Source organism: Arthrobacter melezitosi, from assembly GCF_054511055.1.
In genome coordinates this window covers 262,823-282,784 of the sequence record NZ_JBTNDJ010000002.1, presented here as the reverse complement: position 1 = coordinate 282,784, position 19,962 = coordinate 262,823, and the positions used below count along the sequence as shown (strand labels likewise).

The 19,962-nt window shown below is 69.9% G+C and carries 18 protein-coding genes and 1 tRNA gene; 13 read left to right on the top strand and 6 right to left on the bottom strand.

Annotated elements, in window-relative coordinates:
- Positions 1 to 38: 38 nt before the first annotated feature.
- The 4 genes from ACX80W_RS04080 to ACX80W_RS04065 form a co-directional block, all read right to left on the bottom strand.
- Positions 39 to 395 carry a GntR family transcriptional regulator gene (locus ACX80W_RS04080; protein ID WP_459280671.1) on the bottom strand — a complete coding sequence of 119 codons (357 nt, stop codon included), beginning with the start codon at positions 393 to 395 and terminating at the stop codon, positions 39 to 41.
- Complete coding sequence (locus ACX80W_RS04075; protein ID WP_459280669.1) at positions 392 to 1,438, bottom strand: hypothetical protein; 1,047 nt, start codon at positions 1,436 to 1,438, stop codon at positions 392 to 394. The genes ACX80W_RS04080 and ACX80W_RS04075 overlap by 4 nt, the downstream gene beginning before the upstream one ends.
- 96 nt (positions 1,439 to 1,534) lie before the next feature.
- The gene (locus tag ACX80W_RS04070) at positions 1,535 to 2,545 is read right to left on the bottom strand and encodes a YeiH family protein (RefSeq protein WP_459280667.1); all 1,011 of its coding nucleotides are present in this window, start codon (positions 2,543 to 2,545) and stop codon (positions 1,535 to 1,537) included.
- A 56-nt stretch (positions 2,546 to 2,601) separates the two neighbouring features.
- Positions 2,602 to 3,333, bottom strand: a complete 732-nt coding sequence (locus ACX80W_RS04065; protein ID WP_459280666.1) for a GAF and ANTAR domain-containing protein — start codon at positions 3,331 to 3,333, stop codon at positions 2,602 to 2,604.
- Between the two features lie 206 nt (positions 3,334 to 3,539).
- Between ACX80W_RS04065 and ACX80W_RS04060 the strand changes: the two genes are divergently transcribed.
- On the top strand, positions 3,540 to 4,346 hold the full coding sequence (locus tag ACX80W_RS04060; RefSeq protein WP_459280664.1) for a GAF domain-containing protein: 807 nt from the start codon (positions 3,540 to 3,542) through the stop codon (positions 4,344 to 4,346).
- 23 nt (positions 4,347 to 4,369) lie between these two features.
- On the opposite strand, the gene ACX80W_RS04055 is transcribed toward ACX80W_RS04060, so the two are convergent.
- A complete protein-coding gene (locus ACX80W_RS04055) occupies positions 4,370 to 4,867 on the bottom strand; it encodes a hypothetical protein (RefSeq protein WP_459280662.1) in 498 nt (165 codons plus the stop codon).
- 186 nt (positions 4,868 to 5,053) lie between these two features.
- Between ACX80W_RS04055 and ACX80W_RS04050 the strand changes: the two genes are divergently transcribed.
- The 3 genes from ACX80W_RS04050 to ACX80W_RS04040 all read left to right on the top strand — a co-directional run bounded on the left by ACX80W_RS04050 (position 5,054) and on the right by ACX80W_RS04040 (position 8,278).
- Entirely contained in the window at positions 5,054 to 6,970 is a 1,917-nt protein-coding gene (locus ACX80W_RS04050) for an alpha-amylase family protein (RefSeq protein ID WP_459280661.1), read from the top strand.
- A 94-nt stretch (positions 6,971 to 7,064) separates the two neighbouring features.
- A tRNA-Met gene (locus ACX80W_RS04045) sits at positions 7,065 to 7,141 on the top strand.
- Between the two features lie 216 nt (positions 7,142 to 7,357).
- Positions 7,358 to 8,278 carry an NAD-dependent epimerase/dehydratase family protein gene (locus ACX80W_RS04040; RefSeq protein ID WP_459280660.1) on the top strand — a complete coding sequence of 307 codons (921 nt, stop codon included), beginning with the start codon at positions 7,358 to 7,360 and terminating at the stop codon, positions 8,276 to 8,278.
- Positions 8,279 to 8,359: 81 nt separating this feature from the next.
- On the opposite strand, the gene ACX80W_RS04035 is transcribed toward ACX80W_RS04040, so the two are convergent.
- The gene (locus ACX80W_RS04035; RefSeq protein ID WP_459280658.1) at positions 8,360 to 9,004 is read right to left on the bottom strand and encodes an MBL fold metallo-hydrolase; all 645 of its coding nucleotides are present in this window, start codon (positions 9,002 to 9,004) and stop codon (positions 8,360 to 8,362) included.
- Positions 9,005 to 9,257: 253 nt separating this feature from the next.
- Between ACX80W_RS04035 and ACX80W_RS04030 the strand changes: the two genes are divergently transcribed.
- From ACX80W_RS04030 to ACX80W_RS03990, 9 genes are all read left to right on the top strand, one after another.
- A complete protein-coding gene (locus ACX80W_RS04030) occupies positions 9,258 to 9,635 on the top strand; it encodes a GntR family transcriptional regulator (RefSeq protein WP_459280656.1) in 378 nt (125 codons plus the stop codon).
- Between the two features lie 86 nt (positions 9,636 to 9,721).
- Entirely contained in the window at positions 9,722 to 12,631 is a 2,910-nt protein-coding gene (gene uvrA / locus ACX80W_RS04025; RefSeq protein WP_459280654.1) for an excinuclease ABC subunit UvrA, read from the top strand.
- A 59-nt stretch (positions 12,632 to 12,690) separates the two neighbouring features.
- Complete coding sequence (locus ACX80W_RS04020; RefSeq protein WP_459280652.1) at positions 12,691 to 13,362, top strand: HAD hydrolase-like protein; 672 nt, start codon at positions 12,691 to 12,693, stop codon at positions 13,360 to 13,362.
- Positions 13,349 to 14,017: a lysophospholipid acyltransferase family protein gene (locus tag ACX80W_RS04015; protein ID WP_459280651.1), complete on the top strand. Its 669-nt coding sequence runs from the start codon at positions 13,349 to 13,351 to the stop codon at positions 14,015 to 14,017. The genes ACX80W_RS04020 and ACX80W_RS04015 overlap by 14 nt, the downstream gene beginning before the upstream one ends.
- Before the next feature lie 67 nt (positions 14,018 to 14,084).
- Positions 14,085 to 16,172, top strand: coding sequence for an excinuclease ABC subunit UvrC (gene uvrC, locus ACX80W_RS04010; RefSeq protein WP_459280650.1), 2,088 nt, complete (start codon positions 14,085 to 14,087; stop codon positions 16,170 to 16,172).
- Positions 16,173 to 16,244: 72 nt separating this feature from the next.
- Entirely contained in the window at positions 16,245 to 17,144 is a 900-nt protein-coding gene (rapZ, locus tag ACX80W_RS04005; RefSeq protein ID WP_459280648.1) for an RNase adapter RapZ, read from the top strand.
- A complete protein-coding gene (locus tag ACX80W_RS04000) occupies positions 17,144 to 18,175 on the top strand; it encodes a gluconeogenesis factor YvcK family protein (protein ID WP_459280646.1) in 1,032 nt (343 codons plus the stop codon). Before rapZ ends, ACX80W_RS04000 begins: the two co-directional genes overlap by 1 nt.
- Before the next feature lie 10 nt (positions 18,176 to 18,185).
- Positions 18,186 to 19,166 (top strand): DNA-binding protein WhiA, encoded by a 981-nt coding sequence (gene whiA, locus ACX80W_RS03995; protein ID WP_120168237.1) that lies wholly within the window; start codon positions 18,186 to 18,188, stop codon positions 19,164 to 19,166.
- A gap of 121 nt (positions 19,167 to 19,287) precedes the next feature.
- Positions 19,288 to 19,917: a superoxide dismutase gene (locus ACX80W_RS03990; RefSeq protein WP_459280644.1), complete on the top strand. Its 630-nt coding sequence runs from the start codon at positions 19,288 to 19,290 to the stop codon at positions 19,915 to 19,917.
- The last annotated feature ends 45 nt before the right edge of the window (positions 19,918 to 19,962 follow it).

Below are 19,962 nucleotides of genomic sequence, written 5' to 3'. Positions count from 1 at the left end.
CACTCCCGGGCGCGCGTTGGGCGCGGTCGGGACCCGCCTCACGACGGACGTGCCCAGACCTGGGCAAGGACCCCCTGCGCCTCGGCGAGACTCAGACCACCACGTTCCGCTTCCACGGTGAGCACTTGCGCCGCCCGAATCAGGGGTGCGGTCGTCACCTGGCCGGGATTGACCCGGGTCCCTGCCGCCCGCGCCGTGCGGACGAGGCCCGCGGTTTCGAGTTCGCGATAGGCCTTGCCGACCGTTCCCGGGGCGACCCGCAGGTCCGCGGCCAGCTGCCGCACCGGCGGCAGGCGGGAATCGGCCGGAAGCTGTCCCGTCCGGATCTGCGCGGCCAGTTGGGACCGGATCTGCTCGACCGGCGAGATCGGCGCCGCTGGATCCACGCTGATCATCGCACGGGCCGGGCCTGGGGCCGCACCCTGGGGGTCCGGCCGGCTGCCAGCAGTCCCAGCACGGTGGCGGCGGCCTTGCCGAGCAGCACCGAGGCGACGACGGTGAAAACCAGTGATGAAAAGATCAGCACCAGGGCCAGCGTGGAACCCGGTTCGACAGGTGTGCTTCCTACGGCAGCGTTGAGGTTCACTGTCGGAACCGCGTCCAGGTGGGCGGTGCGGAGTACGGTTCCGGTGACAGCGGACAGGCCCGCGAGCTGGAAACCCAGGGCCGCGCTCGATGAGGTCATGATGAAGCGGGTCTGCGTCGTGCGGAGGTTCGTGTCCGTTGCGAACAGGCCGGGAGTCGCCGGTCCCGGCGCGGTCGCCACGCGGCGCAGGCACCCGTACACGGCCGCGATAAGCAGCACGGTGCAGACCATCACCGGGAGTCCGTAGTACCAACCGGGGAAGGGCCCGGACGACGAGAGGTTGTACTGCACATCGACGATTTGCCCTGATTCGACGCCCCACCCGGAAAGGCTGCGCCGTTGGAACACGCGGTGCAGGCCATTTTCATCCGTTGCGGAATACAGCCCGGTGAAAAGCAGCCCTGCCAGGAGCGCGGAGGCGGCAACCAACGGCAGGATGAAAACCCACTGGCGTGCGAAGGAGGTCGCGCTCCGCGGCACCAGGTCCGCCGTCGCGACCCGCCTCGGGCGCAGGGAACCAGACGGGCGGGGAGTAAGGGTGAAGGCCAGCAGGCCCGTCAACGCTCCCACGCCGGGGGCAAGCGCCGACGGCAGCCCGTAGCTTTGGGGCCACACCGCGGCAAGGACGGCCAGGAGGATGGACGCGCCACACCCGGCAACGAGGGCGGTCCCGGCGGCCCTCGCCACCGCCCGGTACATCAGCCGCGCGGCGCGTGCGTCCTCAAGCTCCAGGTCCTCACCGGTGGCGCTCAGGGCGACCGGGACCCCGAAAGCCTTTCGGAGGACCGTCCACGAAGCGGCCGCAAGCAGCGCCACCGTGAGTACCACGACACCAAGCTGGATAGAACCCATACCGACCCCCCATTGGACCATTTGTATCCTGAGTGTGATACAAGCAGGCCCAGGCTCTCCTGTCAATGGGGTGGCACCAGCCCGCCGGCCGCAGGGCTAGGCGGTGACGAGGACCGCGCCGGCGAGGCTGACCGCAGCAAGGAAGGCTGTCGAAACGGCACCCAGGGCCAGGCCGCGCCCTCCGGTGCGGGCCAGCTGCGGGACGGAGATGCCCGCACCGAGGCCGAACATCGCCGCCGCCAGCAGCAGCGTCGCGGTGACCGACGCTCCCCCGAGGAGAGGGTCGGGGACGAGGCTGGTGGAGCGGACGCCGACCAGCACGAGGAACCCGATGACGAAAAGCGGCACCACCGGTGGTTTCCCCGCGCGGGCCCCGCCTAACGGAGCGGACGGGCGGCGCATCCCCGCGGAGACAAGGGCCGCGACCGGCGCCAGGAGGACCACCCGGCCGAGCTTCACCACGGTGGCCACAGCCAGCGCGGCCGCGCCCGCGGTGCTCGCGGTGGCCACCACCTGGGCCACCTCGTGGACGGCCAGGCCGGACCAGAGCCCGAAGGTCTCCTCGGACAGCCCCAGGAGGCCGCCAAGCACCGGAAGGCCGAGGATCGCCACCGACCCGTACAGGGTGACCAGAGCCACGGCGCTGGCGACCTCGTCGTCGTCCGCGTCGACGATGCCCTGCATTCCGGCGATAGCCGAGGCCCCGCAAATCGAGAACCCGGCGGCCATCAGGGTGGAGGCGGCCCGGCTCAGGCCCAGGCGCTCGCCGGCGTACCGGGTCACGAAGAAGCTGGCGAAGACCGAGGCGACGATGAGCCCGAGCACCGGCAGCCCGAGGCCGAGGATCTCCGGAAGCGAGAGCTGAAGGCCCAGGACCACCACGCCGAGGCGGAGGAACCGCTTGGTGGCGCCCTGGACGCCCGGCCGGAGCCGTGGATGGTAGAGGCCGGTGTTCCGCACGAGCAGGCCCAGGGCGAGGGCGATGACCAGGGCGCCGGCGAAGCCCTGCACGTCCGCGAGCACCACGGCGACGGCGACGGCGGCCGCCATGACCAGCAGGCCCGGAGCGTGGCGGACCGCTGCGGGGGCGGGACGCTGTGGGGTCACGGGGTCGCTTTCAGGAGGCGTGCACGGACCACGTCAGTGCCATGCCGGCAGGGGGCCTAGTTGGTGAAATGGGTGGTGGCCGGTGCCGTCGCGACCGACTGCACAAGCTGTTCGGCGAGCACACGGAGCTTGATGTTCTGGTGGCTGGAGGCGCGACGGAGGATCTGGATGGCCTCTTCCTGGGTGCAGCGGTTCTGGGCGATGATGATGCCGACCGCGATGTCGATGTTCGTCCGCGACTCCATCGCCGCCTGCAGGTTGGCGGCCGCGTCCTTGTGCGCTGCAAGCTGCAGGGCGAGTTCAAGGGTGCTCGCCGCTTCCGCTGCGTATTCCTCGACCTGGCCCACGACATCGGGGGTGAACGCGCCCGGCTCCTCGGCGTACAAGTTGACGGCGGCACCGCCGTCGGCCCCCGTCAGGAGGGGGACCCCGAGGATCGAGTAGAAGCCCCTGTCCTCGATCGCCGCGAAGTACTCGGGCCACCGGGAGTCCGTCCGCGCGTCATGCACGACGGTCGTCTCGCCGGTCCGGATGGCGCTCAGGCAGGGCCCGTCGCCGTAGCCGTACTGGACTTCATCGAGTTCGGTGGCGGCAACGCTGCTGCTGGCCACCGTGGTGGCCCGGTCGTTCCGCTTGAGCGTGATGCCGCACTGTGCCCGCACCCCGGGCTCGAGGACGGCGGCGGTGTGTGAGGCGAATGCCTCAAGGAACAATTCCACGTTGCCGGACTCAAGGATCAGCTGCTGAAGCTGCCGTGCCACCGAATCACTTCCAGCGTTGTTTCGCATTGCTTCAGCTTAGGGCCATGGATGCCCGTTCAGCTCATCGGGCAGGGGTGCTAGAGCATTTTTGCGCATACCGCACCGGGGAGCTGCGGCTTTTCTCGTCCCGGCCCGTCACATACCCTCGATGATGGGCTGCACACCGGTCCTATGTCCCGACACCAGGGTCGTGCGGCGCCGCCCGATCCACGCTATGCATTCGAGGTTCTTCCGTGGATGAGCAGAGGCAGCAGGAGCTGGCATCCCGCGCGGCGTCCGAGGCCGGACTGGACGTGGAGGAGCTGTGGATCCGGTACTTCGCACTGGGGGGCTCGCTCGCCCAGATCGAGATCGATGCGTACCTGCAGGGGCTCCGGATGCTCCCCGGCCTCGAGAGCGGCATCCTCGTCCAGACCCTGAGGGAGGCCTTCGCCGAACTCGGGCAGGAACTGCCCGGTTTCGACGACGACGGCGCCCTGGCGGGGCGCCGGAGCGCGGCGGGCCCGGTGGCCGGCGCGCACAGCGCTGACCCGCTCGAGGCGCTCGGTGCGGCGGGAGCTGCCTTCCTGACCGCGGAGCAGGCCGAGGACCACCGCATGCGGGCACTGCGCAAAACGGGTCTGCTGGATTCCCCCGCCGAGGAACGCTTCGACCGGATCACCCGCCGGGCCAGTGAACACTTCGGCGTCTCCTCCGCGATCGTGGCGTTGATCGCCGAGCACCGCCAGTACCTGAAGTCGAGCGTCGGCTCGCTCGGCCAGAACCTTGAGCGGGAGAATGCCTTCTGCAACCGGACCATCCGCAGCGCCGGCCCGATGGTGGTGAGCGACACGCTGACCGATGACCGGTTCCGCTCAAACCCCCTGGTGGTCGGCGAACCGCACATCCGGTTCTACGCGGGCCACCCCCTCCTGGGCCCGGGCGGGTGGACCATCGGGACGTTGTGCGTCATCGACCAGAATCCCCGGGGCTTCTCCGACGAGGACAGGCGCGCGCTCAGGTCGTTCGCGGAGGCCGCGCAGCGGGAGGTCACCCCGTAGGGAAGCCCGGCCCGCGGAACCCGTCAGCGCGTCGAGAGGCCTTCGCCGTCGAGGGTGAGGAGGAGCTGGTGTGCTTCTCCGGGACACTGCGGGCCGTTGGGATGGACCCGGTCCGCTGTGGCGCGGACCGGACCGAGCACCTCCGTGCGCCCGTCGGGAGCGGTGACGGTTGCCCGGATCTCCACCTCGCCGGCGGCAAGGTCCAGCGCGGCGAAGCCCACCAGGGTCCCGTCGGGGCTCGCCGAGGCGGCGCAGATTCCGTCGGCGTCGCAGCCCTGGTCGATGGCCACCGATCCGGGACCCAGCGCCACCTCGGATTGGGTGCACCGGCCTTCCCGGCAGACCTCGAGCGTGAGCCCACCGACCCCGCGGACACGGTCGGCGGCAATGACTACCGACACACCATCCTCGGCTCCGATTTCGGTGCAGGCGGCCGGGGCGCCGGGCGTGCCGCAGCCACCGGCGAGCAGGAGCGTTCCACCGAAGACGGCGGAACGCAGCAGGGGCGCTCGAAAGGGCATGCCCCAGCCTAGCGCCGGCCGGCGTGCGGCCGGTTGCCTCCCGTCGTCCCGCCTGGCTCGATGGACCGCGGTCCCGGGCAGAGCGGACACCCGTGCACGGCACGCCTCCGGCTGCCCGTCAAGGCGGCGCGGAGTGCGCCGTCGCCCCCTGCCCTGCGCCTGGTCGCCCTGCCATAGGGTGGGGCCATGGTTTTCCACGAGTTCCTCGGCGAAGACTCCATCCCCGCGGAGGTCCTGGCGGCCCGCCGTCCGGGAACGTCCGACGCCGACTGGGATTCCTTCGAGGCGCGGTTCCGGACCGAGTTCCCCCGCCTGCGGTCGCTCTTCCGCAGGATCTACGGCGGCGGGGCGGACGATGAGCTGGTGCTGCTGGCAGTGGAGGCCGCCGGGTCGTGGCAGCAGCGCCCGGCCGGGCTCAAGGCGCTCGACGCCGAACGGGCGGCGGCGCCCGACTGGTTCCAGTCACACCGGATGCTGGGCGGGGTGTGCTACGTCGACCTGTACGCCACCGACCTTTCCGGCCTCCGGGAGCGAATTCCCTACTTCCGCGAGCTCGGCCTGACCTACCTGCACCTCATGCCGCTGTTCCTCGCCCCTGAACCGAACTCCGACGGCGGCTACGCCGTCTCAAGCTACCGCGAGCTGAACCCGTCCCTCGGCACCATGGAGGACCTCGCCTCCACCGCGTCCGAGCTGCGCGCCAACGGGATCTCGCTGGTCGTGGACTTCATCTTCAACCACACCTCGAACGAACACGAGTGGGCGCGGAAAGCGCTCGCCGGCGACCCCGAGTTCGAGGACTACTACTGGATCTTCCCCGACCGCGACATGCCGGATGCGTACGAACGCACGGTGCGCGAAATCTTCCCCGACGACCACCCCGGGTCCTTCGTGCCGCTTCCCGACGGGCGGTGGGTCTGGGCCACCTTCCATTCCTTCCAGTGGGACCTGAACTACCGCAACCCGGCGGTCTTCCGTTCCATGGCGGGGGAGATGCTCTTCCTCGCCAACCAGGGCGTCGACGTGCTGCGCATGGATGCGGTGGCCTTTGTCTGGAAGCAGCTGGGCACCGCGAGTGAGAGCCTCCCGGAGGCGCACCTCCTCCTGCAGGCGTTCAACGCCGTCTGCCGGCTGGCCGCGCCCTCCCTGCTCTTCAAGTCCGAGGCGATCGTCCACCCCGACGAGGTTGTCCAGTACATCAGCCCGGGGGAGTGCCAGCTCAGCTACAACCCCCTGCAGATGGCCCTGATCTGGAACACCCTGGCCACCCGCGACGTGTCGCTCCTGGCGCAGGCCCTCGAGCGGCGCCACGCCGTCCCACCCGGTGCCGCCTGGGTGAACTACGTCCGCAGCCATGACGACATCGGCTGGACGTTCTCCGATGAGGATGCGGCGGAGTTCGGGATCGGCGGGTACGACCACCGGCGCTTCCTCAACGCGTTCTACGTCAACCGCTTCCCGGGCAGCTTCGCGCGCGGTGTGCCGTTCCAGGAGAACCCGCGCACCGGCGACTGCCGCATCGCGGGCACGACGGCGTCGCTTGCCGGACTGGAGGCAGGCGACGCCGGAGCCGTCGGCAGGATCCTGCTGGCCCACGCGGTGGTGCTCAGCACCGGCGGGATCCCGCTGATCTACCTGGGGGACGAGGTGGGCCAGCTCAACGATTACGGCTACGCCCGGGATCCGGCGAAGGCGGCGGACAACCGCTGGGTCGGCCGGCCCGCCTACCCGGCGGCGCGGTACGCGCTGAAGGACGATCCGGCGACGGCGCCCGGGGCGGTCTTCGGAGGCCTGCGCCGCCTCATCGCCGTCCGGGACGCGACCCCCGAATTCGCCGGCGGCACGCTGGTTCCCTTCGGCACGAACAATGCCCATGTCCTCGGCTACCAGCGCCCGGCGGCGCCCGGCGCGGAGCCCTCGGTGGTCCTCGTCCTGGCCAATTTCGCAGATTCCCGGCAGCAGGTTACCGCGGAGACGCTCTCGGGCCTGCCCGGATCCGCCGTCGAACTCATCTCCGGGCGGGAGATCGCCGTGGCGGTCGGGCTGAGCCTCGAGCCCCACGGCGTGATGTGGCTCCGCTTCGCCCCGGCACCCACCGCCTGAACTCCGGGAGGGAGCGCGCCGACGCGACCGCCCCCCCGGGCGGTCCGGGCCGATTCGCTTATTCGCGCCCCGGGCTGTAGCGTTTCTACTACGCCGCGGGGTGGAGCAGTTCGGTAGCTCGCTGGGCTCATAACCCAGAGGTCACAGGTTCAAATCCTGTCCCCGCAACCAAGGCAGATGTCCCGGTCCCCTCAGGGACCGGGACATCTGCGTTAACCGGCCGCGGGCCCCGCAACCCGGGCCGTCCACCGGTCTCCGCCGGGTGCCGGCCGCGGTGAAATGAAGCCGTCACATCTTTCCACTTGATTGGCAGCCCCACGGGGCAGGTGCAGACTTGACTCTCGAAGCGCCCGCAGCGGAGTCGGGCGCCGGATGCCTGGAGGAAACATGCGCGTATTCGTGGCCGGCGCCGGCGGCGCCATCGGACGCCCGATCGTCCGTCGACTCGTTTCCTGGGGCCACGAGGTCTCCGGGATCTCCCGCGGAGGCGAAGGAGCCGCACGCATCTCGGCGGACGGGGCGACACCGTTTGTCGCGGACGTGCTGAACCTCGAAGAGGTCCGGAAGGCGCTGGAGGAGGCCCGGCCCGAAGTCGTCATCGACCAGCTCACGGCCCTGCCGCGCAACTATACGCCGGAGGCCATGCGGGAGACCCTCGCGCGCACGAGCGAGGTCCGCGTCGTCGGCGGAGCGAATGTTCAGGAGGCCGCCCTCTCAGCGGGGGCGACGCGGTTCCTCGCCCAGTCGGGGTGCTACTTCTATGCGCCGGGGGAGGGGCCCGCCGAGGAAGCGGAGCCGTTCGTGTCCGAGGGCCCTCCCCTTGTCGCCGGCAACGTCGCGGCCTTCCAACAGGTCGAGGACCGGATCACCGGCCTTCCGCAGGGCACGACCGGACTCATCCTGAGGTACGGGTTCTTCTACGGCCCGGGCACCTGGTACTCGTCGGAGGGGGATATGGGCCAGCAGGCACGGGCCGGCCAGCTCGGTGTGCTCGGCGGCGGTGACGGGGTCTGGTCCTTCGTCCACCTCGAGGACGCGGCGGAGTTCACGGCGCGCGCCGCGGTGGAGTCCCAGGCCACCGGGGCGGTGAACGTCACGGACAGCGACCCGACGCCCATGCGCGAAGTGATGCGGGCCTTCGCCGCCTATGCGGGTGGGAAGGCGCCGAACGAGTATCCAATCACCGAGGAGACGGACAGGAACGGGGTTTTCTACTCCACCCAGATGAGGGGCGCCAGCAACCGCCGCGCACGCCAGGAGTTCGGATTCAAGCCGCGCCGGTTGGAGTGGCTCGAACCGGCACAGTGACATCGGAGCGCGGCGGTGCCCTCCGCCGCATCCACCGGGGCACACCCCGCAGCGCGAAACCGCGCGCCCGGGCAGCCGTGGTTACCAGCCCCGCTCAAGCCACTTCCCGAGCTGGGGGCGTTCGGCGCCGAGGGTGGTTCCCTCCCCATGGCCGGGATGTACGAACGTGTCATCCGGAAGGTAGTCGAACACCCGCTCCGTCACGTCCGCGTACAGCGACGCGAAGCGGGCCGCGTCGCCCTGCGTGTTGCCCAGGCCGCCGGGAAAGAGCGAGTCGCCGGTGAACAGGTGCGCCGGGCCGTCCGGGTCGCGGTAGAGCAGCGCCATCGAGCCGGGCGTGTGCCCGCGCAGGTGGATGGCCTCGAGCTCGAATCCGTCGAAGGAACCCCGGTCCCCATGCTTCAGCGGCACATCGGTCGGCATCCCGATCGCGGGGACGTCGGCGGCGCCGGCGGCCGTGCGTGCACCGGTGGCCGCCACCACGTCCGCCAGAGCCCGTACGTGGTCCCAATGCGAATGCGTCGTGACGACCAGCTCGAGCTTCGCGGCGGCGGCAGTGTCCCGGGCGCCCTCCGCCAGCAGGGCGGCGATGGCCGGTGCGTCGTCGGCGGCGTCGATCAGGACCTGCCGTCCGGAGCGGCGGGCGGTGAGCAGGTAGACGTTGTTGTCCAGCGTGCCCACCGCCCGCCGGCGGATGACCACGGAGGAAAGATCAGCGAGAATCATGAGCCAACACTAGGGCAGGGGCCCTGCCTCCCGCCGCCCGCGGTGCCGGCCTGCGTGCCCCAGCCGTCGGGCGGAGCCCCACGGGTCCAAGACCGATCCGGCCCGGCGCCCCTCCGGGCCGGCGCAGGATTTCCCGCCGGGCGCCTCGGACAGCGTCCGGTTCGCGGTATTCTGCACCTAACAGCGCCCCCGGTGGGGCGGCACGGCACAGGCGGCGGACCATGGGCCGCCGTGCCCGGCGGAAGGGGCGTCAGTGGAGAGCGAAGTACCGGAGTGGCTGAAGCTCGATCCCGCGAGCCCGTATCCGCCGTATGAACAGCTGCGGCAGTTGATCGTCGAGGCCGCGAACAGCGGGCGCATCGCCGTCGGGGTCCGGCTGCCCCCGGTGCGGACGCTCGCCGCCCACCTCGGGGTGGCCGCGAACACCGTGGCCCGGGCTTACCGGGAACTCGAGCGGGCGCAGATCGTGGTCACCCGGTCGCGCGCCGGAACGGTGATCGCGGCGGCCGGCGACGAGGCCCGCCGGCGGACGGCCGAGGGGGCGGCGGATTACGCCCGGATCGTCAAGGCCAGCGGGCTGAAGGAGGAAGAGGCCGTCGCCTACCTGCGGGCGGCATTGCGCCGAGCGTGAACTGCACCGGCGCGCCACACCGGCGTGGCGGGAATTAACCCCGATTCGAATATGTCTTCGAAGCGGGATTGAATTACAGTTGTACGGTGTCTATAGCCAACTCCCTGGAACAGCACTCCTCGAACCCGTTGATCCCGCACCCGGACCTGTCGCGCCTCGTCGTGAAGGGGGCGCGCGAGCACAACCTCAAGAACGTCGATCTTGACATGCCCCGGGACGCCATCATCGTCTTCACCGGGCTCTCAGGCTCGGGCAAGTCATCCCTGGCGTTCGACACCATCTTCGCCGAGGGCCAGCGTCGCTACGTCGAGTCGCTGTCGGCCTACGCACGCCAGTTCCTCGGCCAGGTGGACAAGCCCGACGTCGACTTCATCGAGGGCCTTTCGCCGGCCGTGTCGATCGACCAGAAGTCGACGAGCAAGAACCCGCGCTCCACCGTGGGCACCATCACCGAAATCTACGACTACATGCGCCTGCTCTGGGCACGCGTGGGCCGCCCGCACTGCCCCATCTGCGGCGAGCCGGTGGCGAAGCAGACCCCCCAGCAGATCGTCGACCAGCTCCTCGAACTCGACGAGGGTACGCGCTTCCAGATCCTCGCCCCCGTGGTCCGCGGCCGCAAGGGCGAGTTCGTCGACCTGTTCCAGGAACTTTCGGCCAAGGGCTACTCACGCGCCCGCGTCGACGGTGAGCTCATCCAGCTGACCGACCCGCCGAAGCTGGGCAAGCAGTTCAAGCACACCATCGAGGTGGTCATCGACCGCCTCGTCGTCAAGGACGGCATCTCGCAGCGGCTCACCGACTCGGTCGAGACCGCCCTGAAACTCGCGGAGGGGCGGGTCCTCGCGGACTTCGTCGACCTGCCCGAGGACGACGCCAAGCGGGTCCGTGCCTTCTCCGAGCACCTCGCCTGCCCCAACGAGCACCCGCTGGCCATCGACGAGATCGAGCCGCGGTCCTTCTCCTTCAACAACCCGTTCGGCGCCTGCCCGGTCTGCACCGGCATCGGGACCAAGCTGGAGGTCGACGAGGAGCTCGTTGTCCCGAACCCCGACCTCAGCCTGGCCGAAGGCGCCATCGCGCCGTGGTCGCTCGGCACGGCGACCCTCGAGTACTGGACCCGGCTGCTCGAGGGCCTGGCCAAGGAACTGAACTTCAGCATGGACGTCCCGTGGCGCAAGCTGCCGGACCGTGCCCGCGAGGCCGCCCTGTACGGCAAGGACCACAAGGTGGTGGTGCAGTACCGCAACCGCTTCGGGCGTGAGCGCAAGTACAGCACCGGATTCGAAGGCGCCGTCCAGTACATCCACCGCAAGCACCTCGAGACCGAGTCGGACCACGCCCGCGACCGGTACGAAGAGTACATGCGGCAGATCCCGTGCCCCGAGTGCGGGGGTGCGCGGCTGAACCCGGCGTCCCTGTCGGTGCTCATCAACGGCAAGTCCATCGCCGAGGTCGCGGCCATGCCGATGCGCGACTGCAGCGACTTCCTGAACAACCTGGTCCTGACCGGGCGCGAGGCGCAGATCGCCAACCAGGTCCTTAAGGAGATCCAGGCCCGCCTGACCTTCCTGCTCGACGTCGGCCTCGAATACCTCAACCTGGAGCGCGCCGCCGGCACCCTCTCCGGAGGCGAGGCCCAGCGCATCCGCCTGGCCACCCAGATCGGCTCGGGACTGGTCGGCGTGCTCTACGTCCTCGACGAGCCCTCGATCGGCCTGCACCAGCGCGACAACCGGCGCCTCATCGAGACCCTGACGCGCCTGCGCAACCTCGGCAACACCCTGATCGTCGTGGAGCACGACGAGGACACCATCCACGAGGCCGACTGGATCGTCGACATCGGCCCCGGCGCCGGTGAACACGGCGGCGAGGTGGTCCACTCCGGCCTGCTCAAGGACCTGCTCATCAATGAGAAGTCGATCACCGGCGACTACCTCTCCGGCCGCCGGAAGATCGAGATCCCGGCCAAGCGGCGCAAGATCGACAAGTCGCGCCAGCTGAAGGTCGTCGGTGCCCGCGAGAACAACCTCAAGAAGCTCGACGTCGCCTTCCCGCTGGGCGTGCTGACCGCGGTCACCGGGGTCAGCGGCTCGGGCAAGTCGACGCTCGTGAACGACATCCTCTACAAGGTCCTCGCAAACAAGCTCAACGGCGCCAAGCAGGTCGCCGGCCGGCACAAGCGCATCGACGGCCTCGAGCACCTCGACAAGGTCATCCACGTCGACCAGAGCCCCATCGGCCGCACGCCCCGGTCCAACCCCGCCACCTACACCGGGGTCTTCGACCACATCCGCAAGCTCTTCGCCGAGACCACCGAGGCGAAGGTCCGCGGCTACCTCCCCGGGCGGTTCTCCTTCAACGTCAAGGGCGGGCGCTGCGAGGCGTGCTCCGGCGACGGCACCCTGAAGATCGAGATGAACTTCCTGCCCGACGTATACGTGCCCTGCGAGGTCTGCCACGGCGCCCGCTACAACCGGGAAACCCTTGAGGTCCACTACAAGGGCAAGACCATCGCCGACGTGCTCGACATGCCGATCGAGGAGGGCGCGGAGTTCTTCGCCGCGTTCAGCCCCATCGCCCGGCACCTCAACACGCTGGTCGAGGTCGGCCTCGGTTACGTGCGGCTCGGCCAGCCGGCCACCACCCTCTCGGGCGGCGAGGCGCAGCGCGTGAAGCTCGCCAGCGAGCTGCAGAAGCGCTCCAACGGGCGCAGCGTGTACGTGCTCGACGAGCCGACCACCGGGCTGCACTTCGAGGACATCCGCAAGCTCCTCCTGGTGCTGCAGGGCCTGGTGGACAAGGGGAACACCGTGATCACCATCGAGCACAACCTCGATGTGATCAAGAGCGCCGACTGGGTGATCGACCTCGGGCCCGACGGCGGCTCCGGCGGCGGCGAGGTCATCGCCACGGGCACCCCCGAGCAGGTGGCGCGCAGCCCGCGGAGCCACACAGGCACCTTCCTCGCGGAGATCCTTCCCTCCTCCACCTGAACATTCCCGGCAGGGAATAGGAGTGCGGCGGGCCGGGTCCGTTGTGGCAAACTTGCCCGGTGACTAATTCGCAGGCGCTTGTCCTCTTCGACCTCGACGGAACGGTGATCGACCCGGCCGGAGCGATCACCGGGGGGATCGGACAGGCACTGCGGGACCACGGGCTGCCCGTCCCCGACCGCCGCAGGCTCCAGAGCATGGTCGGGCCCGCCCTGGTCACGTCGCTGCGGCGCATCGCCGGGGTCCCCGACCACCTCATCGACCCGGTGATGGGCGCCTACCGCGCCGGCTACCGGTCCGTCGGCATGGCGCAGAGCCGCCCCTACCCGGGCATGGTCGACGCCGTCCGCGCCCTGCGCGCGGACGGCGTCCGGGTGGCCATCGCCACGCAGAAGCCGGAGTGGCTCGCCGAGGAACTGCTCTCCACCCAGGGCCTGGCCGGCCTCTTCGATTCGGTGCACGGCGCCCCCCGGGACGAACGCGCGGCCGCGGCGCTGCAGGGCAAGAGCACGATCATCGCCGCCGCGCTGGCCGCGCATGCCGGCCGCTACGGCAGCGCCATCATGGTGGGAGACCGCTCGCACGATGTGCTGGGGGCGGCCGATAATGGTCTTGGCTGCGTGGGGGTGTCGTGGGGTTTCGCCGTCCCGGGCGAACTCGCGGAGGCCGGCGCCCTCGCGGTCGTGGACACCGCCGGGGAGCTCCTGGAGGTGCTTCGTGGGAATCTATGACCTCACCCGCAGCACGACGCGCGGACTCATCGCCGGCCTCTGCCGGCCCACCGTCGAGGGACTGGAGAACGTTCCGGCGGAGGGGCCGTTCATCGTCGCGGCCAACCACCTCTCCTTCCTCGACAGCGTCCTCATCCAGGCCCTGATGCCGCGCCGGGTGGCGTTCTTCGCGAAGGCCGAATACTTCACCGGCACCGGGGTCAAGGGGCGCATGATGCGCTCCTTCTTCGAGGGCGTCGGCTCCATTCCCGTGCAGCGGGGCGAGCAGGCGGCCAGCGTGCAGGCCCTGAAGACCCTGCTCGACCTGCTCGAGGAGGGCAGCGGCGTCGGCATCTATCCGGAGGGCACCCGGTCCCGCGACGGGCTGCTCTACCGGGGGCGGACCGGCGTGGGCTGGCTGGCGCTGACCACCGGAGCCCCCGTGGTGCCGGTGGGCCTGATCGGCACGGAGGCGCTGCAGCCGGCGGGCAGCAACGGCATCCGGCCCCAGCACTTCACCATGAAGGTCGGTGCCCCGCTCTACTTCGAGAAGACCGGGCCGGGCCACCCGCTGCCGGCCCGGCGCAGCGCCACCGACGCCATCATGGACTCCATCGCCGCGCTCAGCGGGCAGCAGCGCTCCGCCGGCTACAACAAAAGCGCCCCCGCCGAGTAACCCCCGGGCGGGTCCGCGCTGGGCTGAACCGTCAGGAGGCGCCGGCCGGACGCTCTAGGATTGATCTGTGGCAAACCCAGCAAGCTACCGTCCCAAGACGGGGGAAATACCGCAGGACCCCGGTGTCTACCGGTTCCGCGACGAGCACGGCCGGGTCGTCTACGTCGGCAAGGCCAAGAACCTCCGCTCCCGGCTCAACTCGTACTTCGCGAACCCGCAGGGGCTGATGCCCCGCACCCGCGCCATGGTGCACACCGCGGCAGGGGTCGAATGGACTGTCGTCGGGAGCGAACTCGAGGCCCTCCAGCTCGAATACACCTGGATCAAGGAATTCAACCCGCGCTTCAACGTGATGTTTCGGGACGACAAGTCCTATCCGTACCTCGCGGTGACCATGGGGGAGAAGTTCCCCCGCGTCCAGGTGATGCGCGGCGACAAGAAGAAGGACACCCGGTACTTCGGGCCCTTCTATCCCGCCAAGGCCATCCGCGAGACAGTCGACACGCTCCTGCGGGTGTTCCCCGTACGCACCTGCAGCACCGGGGTCTTCCAGCGGGCCGAACGCTCGGGCCGGCCCTGCCTCATGGGGTACATCGACAAGTGCTCGGCACCGTGCATCGGGCGGATCTCCCCGGAGGACCACAAGGCCCTCGCCGGCGAGTTCGTGGCGTTCATGTCCGGTGAGGCCAAGCGGTTCATCACCGGGCTCGAAGCGAAGATGGCCGCCTCGGTCGCCGAACTGGACTACGAGGCCGCGGCGCGGACCCGCGACGACATCGCCGCGCTGCGGAAGGTCTTCGAGCGCAACACCGTGGTGCTCAGCGAGGACACCGACGCCGACATCTTCGCGCTCACCGAGGACGAGCTCGAGGCCGCCGCGCAGGTCTTCCACGTCCGCGCCGGGCGCATCCGCGGCCAGCGGGGCTGGGTCGTGGAGAAGGTGGAGGACATGGACACCCCGGACCTGGTGGAACACCTCCTGCAGCAGGTGTACGGCGAGGGCGGGCACGGCAACGAGCGCATCCCGCGCGAGGTGCTCGTGCCCGTGATGCCCAGCAACTCCGAACAGATCCTCGAATGGCTCCAGGGGCTCCGCGGGGCGCGCGTCGACGTGCGGGTGCCCATCCGCGGCGACAAGGCCACCCTGATGGGCACCGTCGCCCAGAACGCCGCCGATGCCCTGCGCCTGCATAAGAGCCGCCGGGCCGGGGACCTCACCACCCGGTCGGCCGCGCTCACCGAACTGCAGGAAGCCCTCGAGCTGCCGCAGCCGCTGATGCGCATCGAATGCTTCGACATCTCGCACGTCTCCGGCACGAACGTCGTGGCCTCGATGGTGGTCGTCGAGGACGGGCTGCCCCGCAAGTCGGAGTACCGCCGCTTCTCCATCACCGGCGACGCCGCCCGCGACGACACCGCCTCGATGTACGACGTGATCTACCGCAGGTTCCGCAACTACCTCGCCGGACAGTCGCCGGAGTCGCAGGACGGCGCGGCCGGCAGCGCCGGAAACGGTAATGGAACCGCCGGCGGCGACGGCGCCGCAATCGACGCGCTTGAGGCGAACCTCGAGGCCGAAGAGGATGCCGCAGACGGCCCCGGTGCGGATGCCGGCACACCCCTGGCGGACACCACGACGGCGACGACCAAGAACCGGTTCGCCTACCCGCCGAACCTCGTCGTCGTCGACGGCGGCCCGCCGCAGGTGGCCGCCGCCTCCCGCGCGCTGGCGGACCTGGGCATCGACGACGTGTTCGTCGTCGGGCTCGCCAAGCGCCTCGAAGAGGTGTGGGTGCCCGACAGCGACTTCCCGGTGATCCTGCCGCGCGCCTCGGAGGGACTGTTCCTGCTGCAGCGCATCCGCGACGAGGCCCACCGGTTCGCGATCGCCTTCCACCGCCAGAAGCGCGGCAAATCGATGACCGAATCGGTCCTCGACGGCATCCCGGGGCTCGGGCCGTCGAAACGGAAGGCCCTGCTGAAGCACTTCGGCTCGGTGAAGAAGCTGAAGGCCGCCTCCGAGGAGGAGCTGCTGGCCGTTCCGGGCATCGGTCCATCCCTGGCCTCCGCGGTCCGCAACGGACTCGCCGGCGGGGCGGCGGAGGACGCTGCGCCGGCGGTGAACCTGACCACGGGCGAGATCCTCGATTCTTAGCTAGGCTGGGACCGGCGACCGCTGCCTGCGGCGCAGCCCATCCGCACCACCTACGCCGAAACGGACCCTTTCATGACGGAGGCTGACAGCCTGACCCCGGTCAAACCCACCGAATCGGAGCTGCTGGTCGTCACCGGCATGTCGGGCGCCGGCCGCACCACGGCGGCCCACGCGCTGGAGGACCACGGCTGGTACGTCGTCGAGAACCTCCCCCCTCAGATGCTGGGGACGCTGACGGAACTGGTGGCACGCATGCCCCAGTCGATCCCGAAGCTCGCCGTGGTGATCGACGTGCGGAGCAAGGGGCTGTTCAACGACATCAGGACCGCCCTGGCCGGGCTGCGGGCGGCCGGGGTGAATTACCGCGTGCTGTTCCTCGACGCGGACGATGAAGTGCTGGTGCGCCGGTTCGAGCAGGGCAGGCGGCCGCACCCGCTGCAGGGCGGCGGCCGCATCCTGGACGGCATCGCCGCCGAACGCGATGTGCTCAAGGAGGTCAAGTACGCCTCCGACATCGTCGTGGACACCACCGACTTCAACGTGCACGCCCTGGCCACGGCCGTCACCGAACTGTTCTCGGAGTCCGGCCCGATCATCCTCCGCCTCAACGTCATGAGCTTCGGCTTCAAGTACGGCCTTCCGGTGGACGCGAACTTCGTGGCCGACGTCCGGTTCATCCCCAACCCGCACTGGGTACCCCAGCTGCGTCCGCAGACCGGGCTCGACGAGCCGGTGCGCGAGTATGTGCTCGGTGCGGCCGGCGCCGGCGACTTCGTCAGCCGCTACGTCAACGCGCTCGTGCCGGTGCTGGACGGGTACCGCCGCGAGAACAAGCACTACGCGACGATCGCCGTGGGCTGCACCGGGGGCAAGCACCGTTCGGTCGCCGTCACCGAGGAGATCGCCCAGCGCCTCGCCCAGCTGCCCGGAGTCCAGGTCGCTGCCCAGCACCGGGACCTGGGGCGGGAATAGTGGCCCTCTTTTCAGGGCCGCTGCCCCTGATTCCCGTGCCGGCGGCGAACCGGCGCGACGGCGAGCCCGCCGAAAAGACGCCCTCGGTGGTCGCCCTGGGTGGAGGGCACGGGCTGTCCGCCTCGCTGTCCGCGCTGCGCCTGCTCACCCAGGAGCTCACCGCCGTGGTCACCGTCGCCGACGACGGCGGCTCCTCCGGTCGGCTGCGCCGGGAACTGGGGGTGCTCCCGCCGGGCGACCTGCGGATGGCCCTGGCGGCCCTGTGCGATGACACCGACTGGGGACGCACCTGGCGTGACGTGATGCAGCACCGCTTCACCTCAAGCTCAGGCGTCGAAGGCTCCCTCGACAACCACGCGCTGGGGAACCTGCTCATCGTGACCCTCTGGGAGCTCCTCGGCGACCCCGTGGCGGGCCTGCAGTGGGCCGGCGCGCTGCTGGGCGCCCGCGGCAAGGTCGTCCCGATGGCCAGCGTCCCGCTGACCATCGAAGGCGACATCCTCACCGAGTCCGAGGGCAGGCTGCGGGTCGAGACCATCGTCGGCCAGGCGCAGCTCGCCGTTGCCGCCGAGTCGGGCAACGTCAGCAGCGTCCGGTTGCTCCCCGAGTCGGCCCCGGCCTGCAAGGACGCCCTCGAGGCGATCGAACTGGCGGACTGGGTGATCCTCGGCCCGGGCTCCTGGTACACCTCAGTGCTGCCGCACCTGCTGCTGCCCGAGCTCCGGGATGCGCTCTGCCGCACCTCCGCCAGGCGCTGCCTGACGATGAACATGACGAACGACACGAAGGAGACCCAGGGCATGACCGCCGTGGACCACCTCGCCGTGATCCGGCGCTACGCGCCCGAGTTCACCGTCGACGTCGTCCTCGCCGACCCGGCGGTCGTGGGGGACCGCGCGGAGTTCGAAGCGGCGGTGGCCGCGATGGGTGGGAGGGCAGTTCTGGGTAGAGTGGGTTCTTCAACCGGAAAGCCCGTTCATGATCCGCTACGCCTCGCAACGGCGTACAAAGACATGTTTGGGGAGAACTAGGAGTGAATTGGTGGCGCTGACCGCGGACGTCAAGGAGGAGCTTTCGCACCTCGAGGTTAAGAAGTCCTCTGTACGCAAGGCCGAGGTGTCCGCCCTGCTACGGTTCGCCGGCGGGCTGCACATCATCTCCGGGCGGATCGTGATCGAAGCGGAGGTCGACCTGGCCTCGACGGCGCGCAGGGTCCGCTCGGCCATCGCCGAGGTCTACGGACACAACAGCGAGATCATCGTCGTCTCAGGCGGCGGCCTGCGCCGCGGGAACCGCTACGTGGTCCGGGTGGTGCGCGACGGCGAATCCCTCGCCCGGCAGACCGGCCTGCTGGACACCCGGGGCAGGCCCGTGCGCGGGCTGCCCTCCGCAGTCGTCAACGGCTCGGCGGCGGACGCCGAGGCCGTCTGGCGCGGCGCCTTCCTCGCCCACGGCTCCCTGACCGAGCCGGGCCGCTCATCCTCCCTGGAGGTGACCTGCCCGGGGCCCGAATCGGCCCTTGCCCTCGTCGGCGCGGCCCGCAGGCTCGGCATCGCCGCCAAGGCCCGCGAGGTCCGCGGTGTGGACCGGGTCGTCATCCGCGACGGCGACACCATCGCCGCGCTGCTCACCCGGATGGGGGCGCACGACGCCCTGATGGTGTGGGAGGAGCGGCGGATGCGCAAGGAGGTCCGCGCGACGGCGAACCGGCTGGCGAACTTCGACGACGCCAACCTTCGCCGGTCGGCGCAGGCCGCGGTGGCAGCCGGCGCCCGGGTCGAGCGTGCGCTGGAGATCCTCGGCGAATCGGTCCCCGAACACCTCCGGTACGCGGGAGAGCTGCGGGTCGGCCACAAGCAGGCAAGCCTCGATGAGCTCGGACGGCTGGCGGACCCCCCGATGACCAAGGACGCCATCGCCGGCCGGATCCGCAGGCTGCTGGCCATGGCCGACAAACGGGCGCAGGAGATCGGAATTCCGGGAACCGACGCGAATGTCACCGCCGACATGCTTGACGAGTGATTCGTTGCATAGGATGGGAAGGCAAGCCCGCCGCTCCAGCGGCGGGAGCCCGGCGGTCCGCACCGGCCCTCGCGGGCCCGGAAACGTCCCCGGAACGGCAGACCTTTAGATGGAGGATTTCGTGAGCCAGTACATGTTGCCCGACCTAGATTACGATTACGCGGCCCTGGAGCCCCACATCTCCGCAAAGATCATGGAGCTGCACCACAGCAAGCACCACGCCACCTACGTCAAGGGTGCGAACGACGCCATGGCCCAGCTGGCCGAGGCCCGCGAGAAGGGCGAGTTCGGAAACATCCCCAAGCTGTCCAAGGACCTCGCCTTCCACCTCGGCGGGCACATCAACCACTCGATCTTCTGGAAGAACCTGTCCCCGGACGGAGGCGACCTGCCCACCGGTGAGCTGGCGGCCGCCCTCGATGACGCGTTCGGGTCCTTCGAGGCTTTCCGCAGCCACTTCAACGCCGCCGCGATCAGCCTGCAGGGCTCCGGCTGGGCCGTCCTCGCCTACGAGCCGCTCGGCGGCAACATCGTGATCGAGCAGCTCTACGACCAGCAGGGCAACGTTCCGGTGGGAACCATTCCGCTGCTCATGCTCGACATGTGGGAGCACGCCTTCTACCTCGACTACGTCAATGTCAAGGCCGATTACGTCAAAGCCTTCTGGAATATCGTGAACTGGACCGACGTCGCGGCACGGTTTGACCGCGCCCGGTCCGGTGCATCGAGCCTGGTCGTCCCCGGCGTCTGACGCCCGGTTGCGTTCCGCCTGTGCCCGCTCCGGCGGGGCGGGCAC

Coding starts and splice junctions, on each gene's coding strand:
- ACX80W_RS04035 (WP_459280658.1), bottom strand. CDS start 9,004: ATGATTCTCGCTGATCTTTCCTCCGTGGTCATCCGCCGGCGGGCGGTG.
- ACX80W_RS04075 (WP_459280669.1), bottom strand. CDS start 1,438: ATGGGTTCTATCCAGCTTGGTGTCGTGGTACTCACGGTGGCGCTGCTT.
- ACX80W_RS04040 (WP_459280660.1), top strand. CDS start 7,358: ATGCGCGTATTCGTGGCCGGCGCCGGCGGCGCCATCGGACGCCCGATC.
- rapZ (WP_459280648.1), top strand. CDS start 16,245: ATGACGGAGGCTGACAGCCTGACCCCGGTCAAACCCACCGAATCGGAG.
- ACX80W_RS04080 (WP_459280671.1), bottom strand. CDS start 395: ATGATCAGCGTGGATCCAGCGGCGCCGATCTCGCCGGTCGAGCAGATC.
- ACX80W_RS04055 (WP_459280662.1), bottom strand. CDS start 4,867: ATGCCCTTTCGAGCGCCCCTGCTGCGTTCCGCCGTCTTCGGTGGAACG.
- ACX80W_RS04050 (WP_459280661.1), top strand. CDS start 5,054: ATGGTTTTCCACGAGTTCCTCGGCGAAGACTCCATCCCCGCGGAGGTC.
- ACX80W_RS04065 (WP_459280666.1), bottom strand. CDS start 3,333: ATGCGAAACAACGCTGGAAGTGATTCGGTGGCACGGCAGCTTCAGCAG.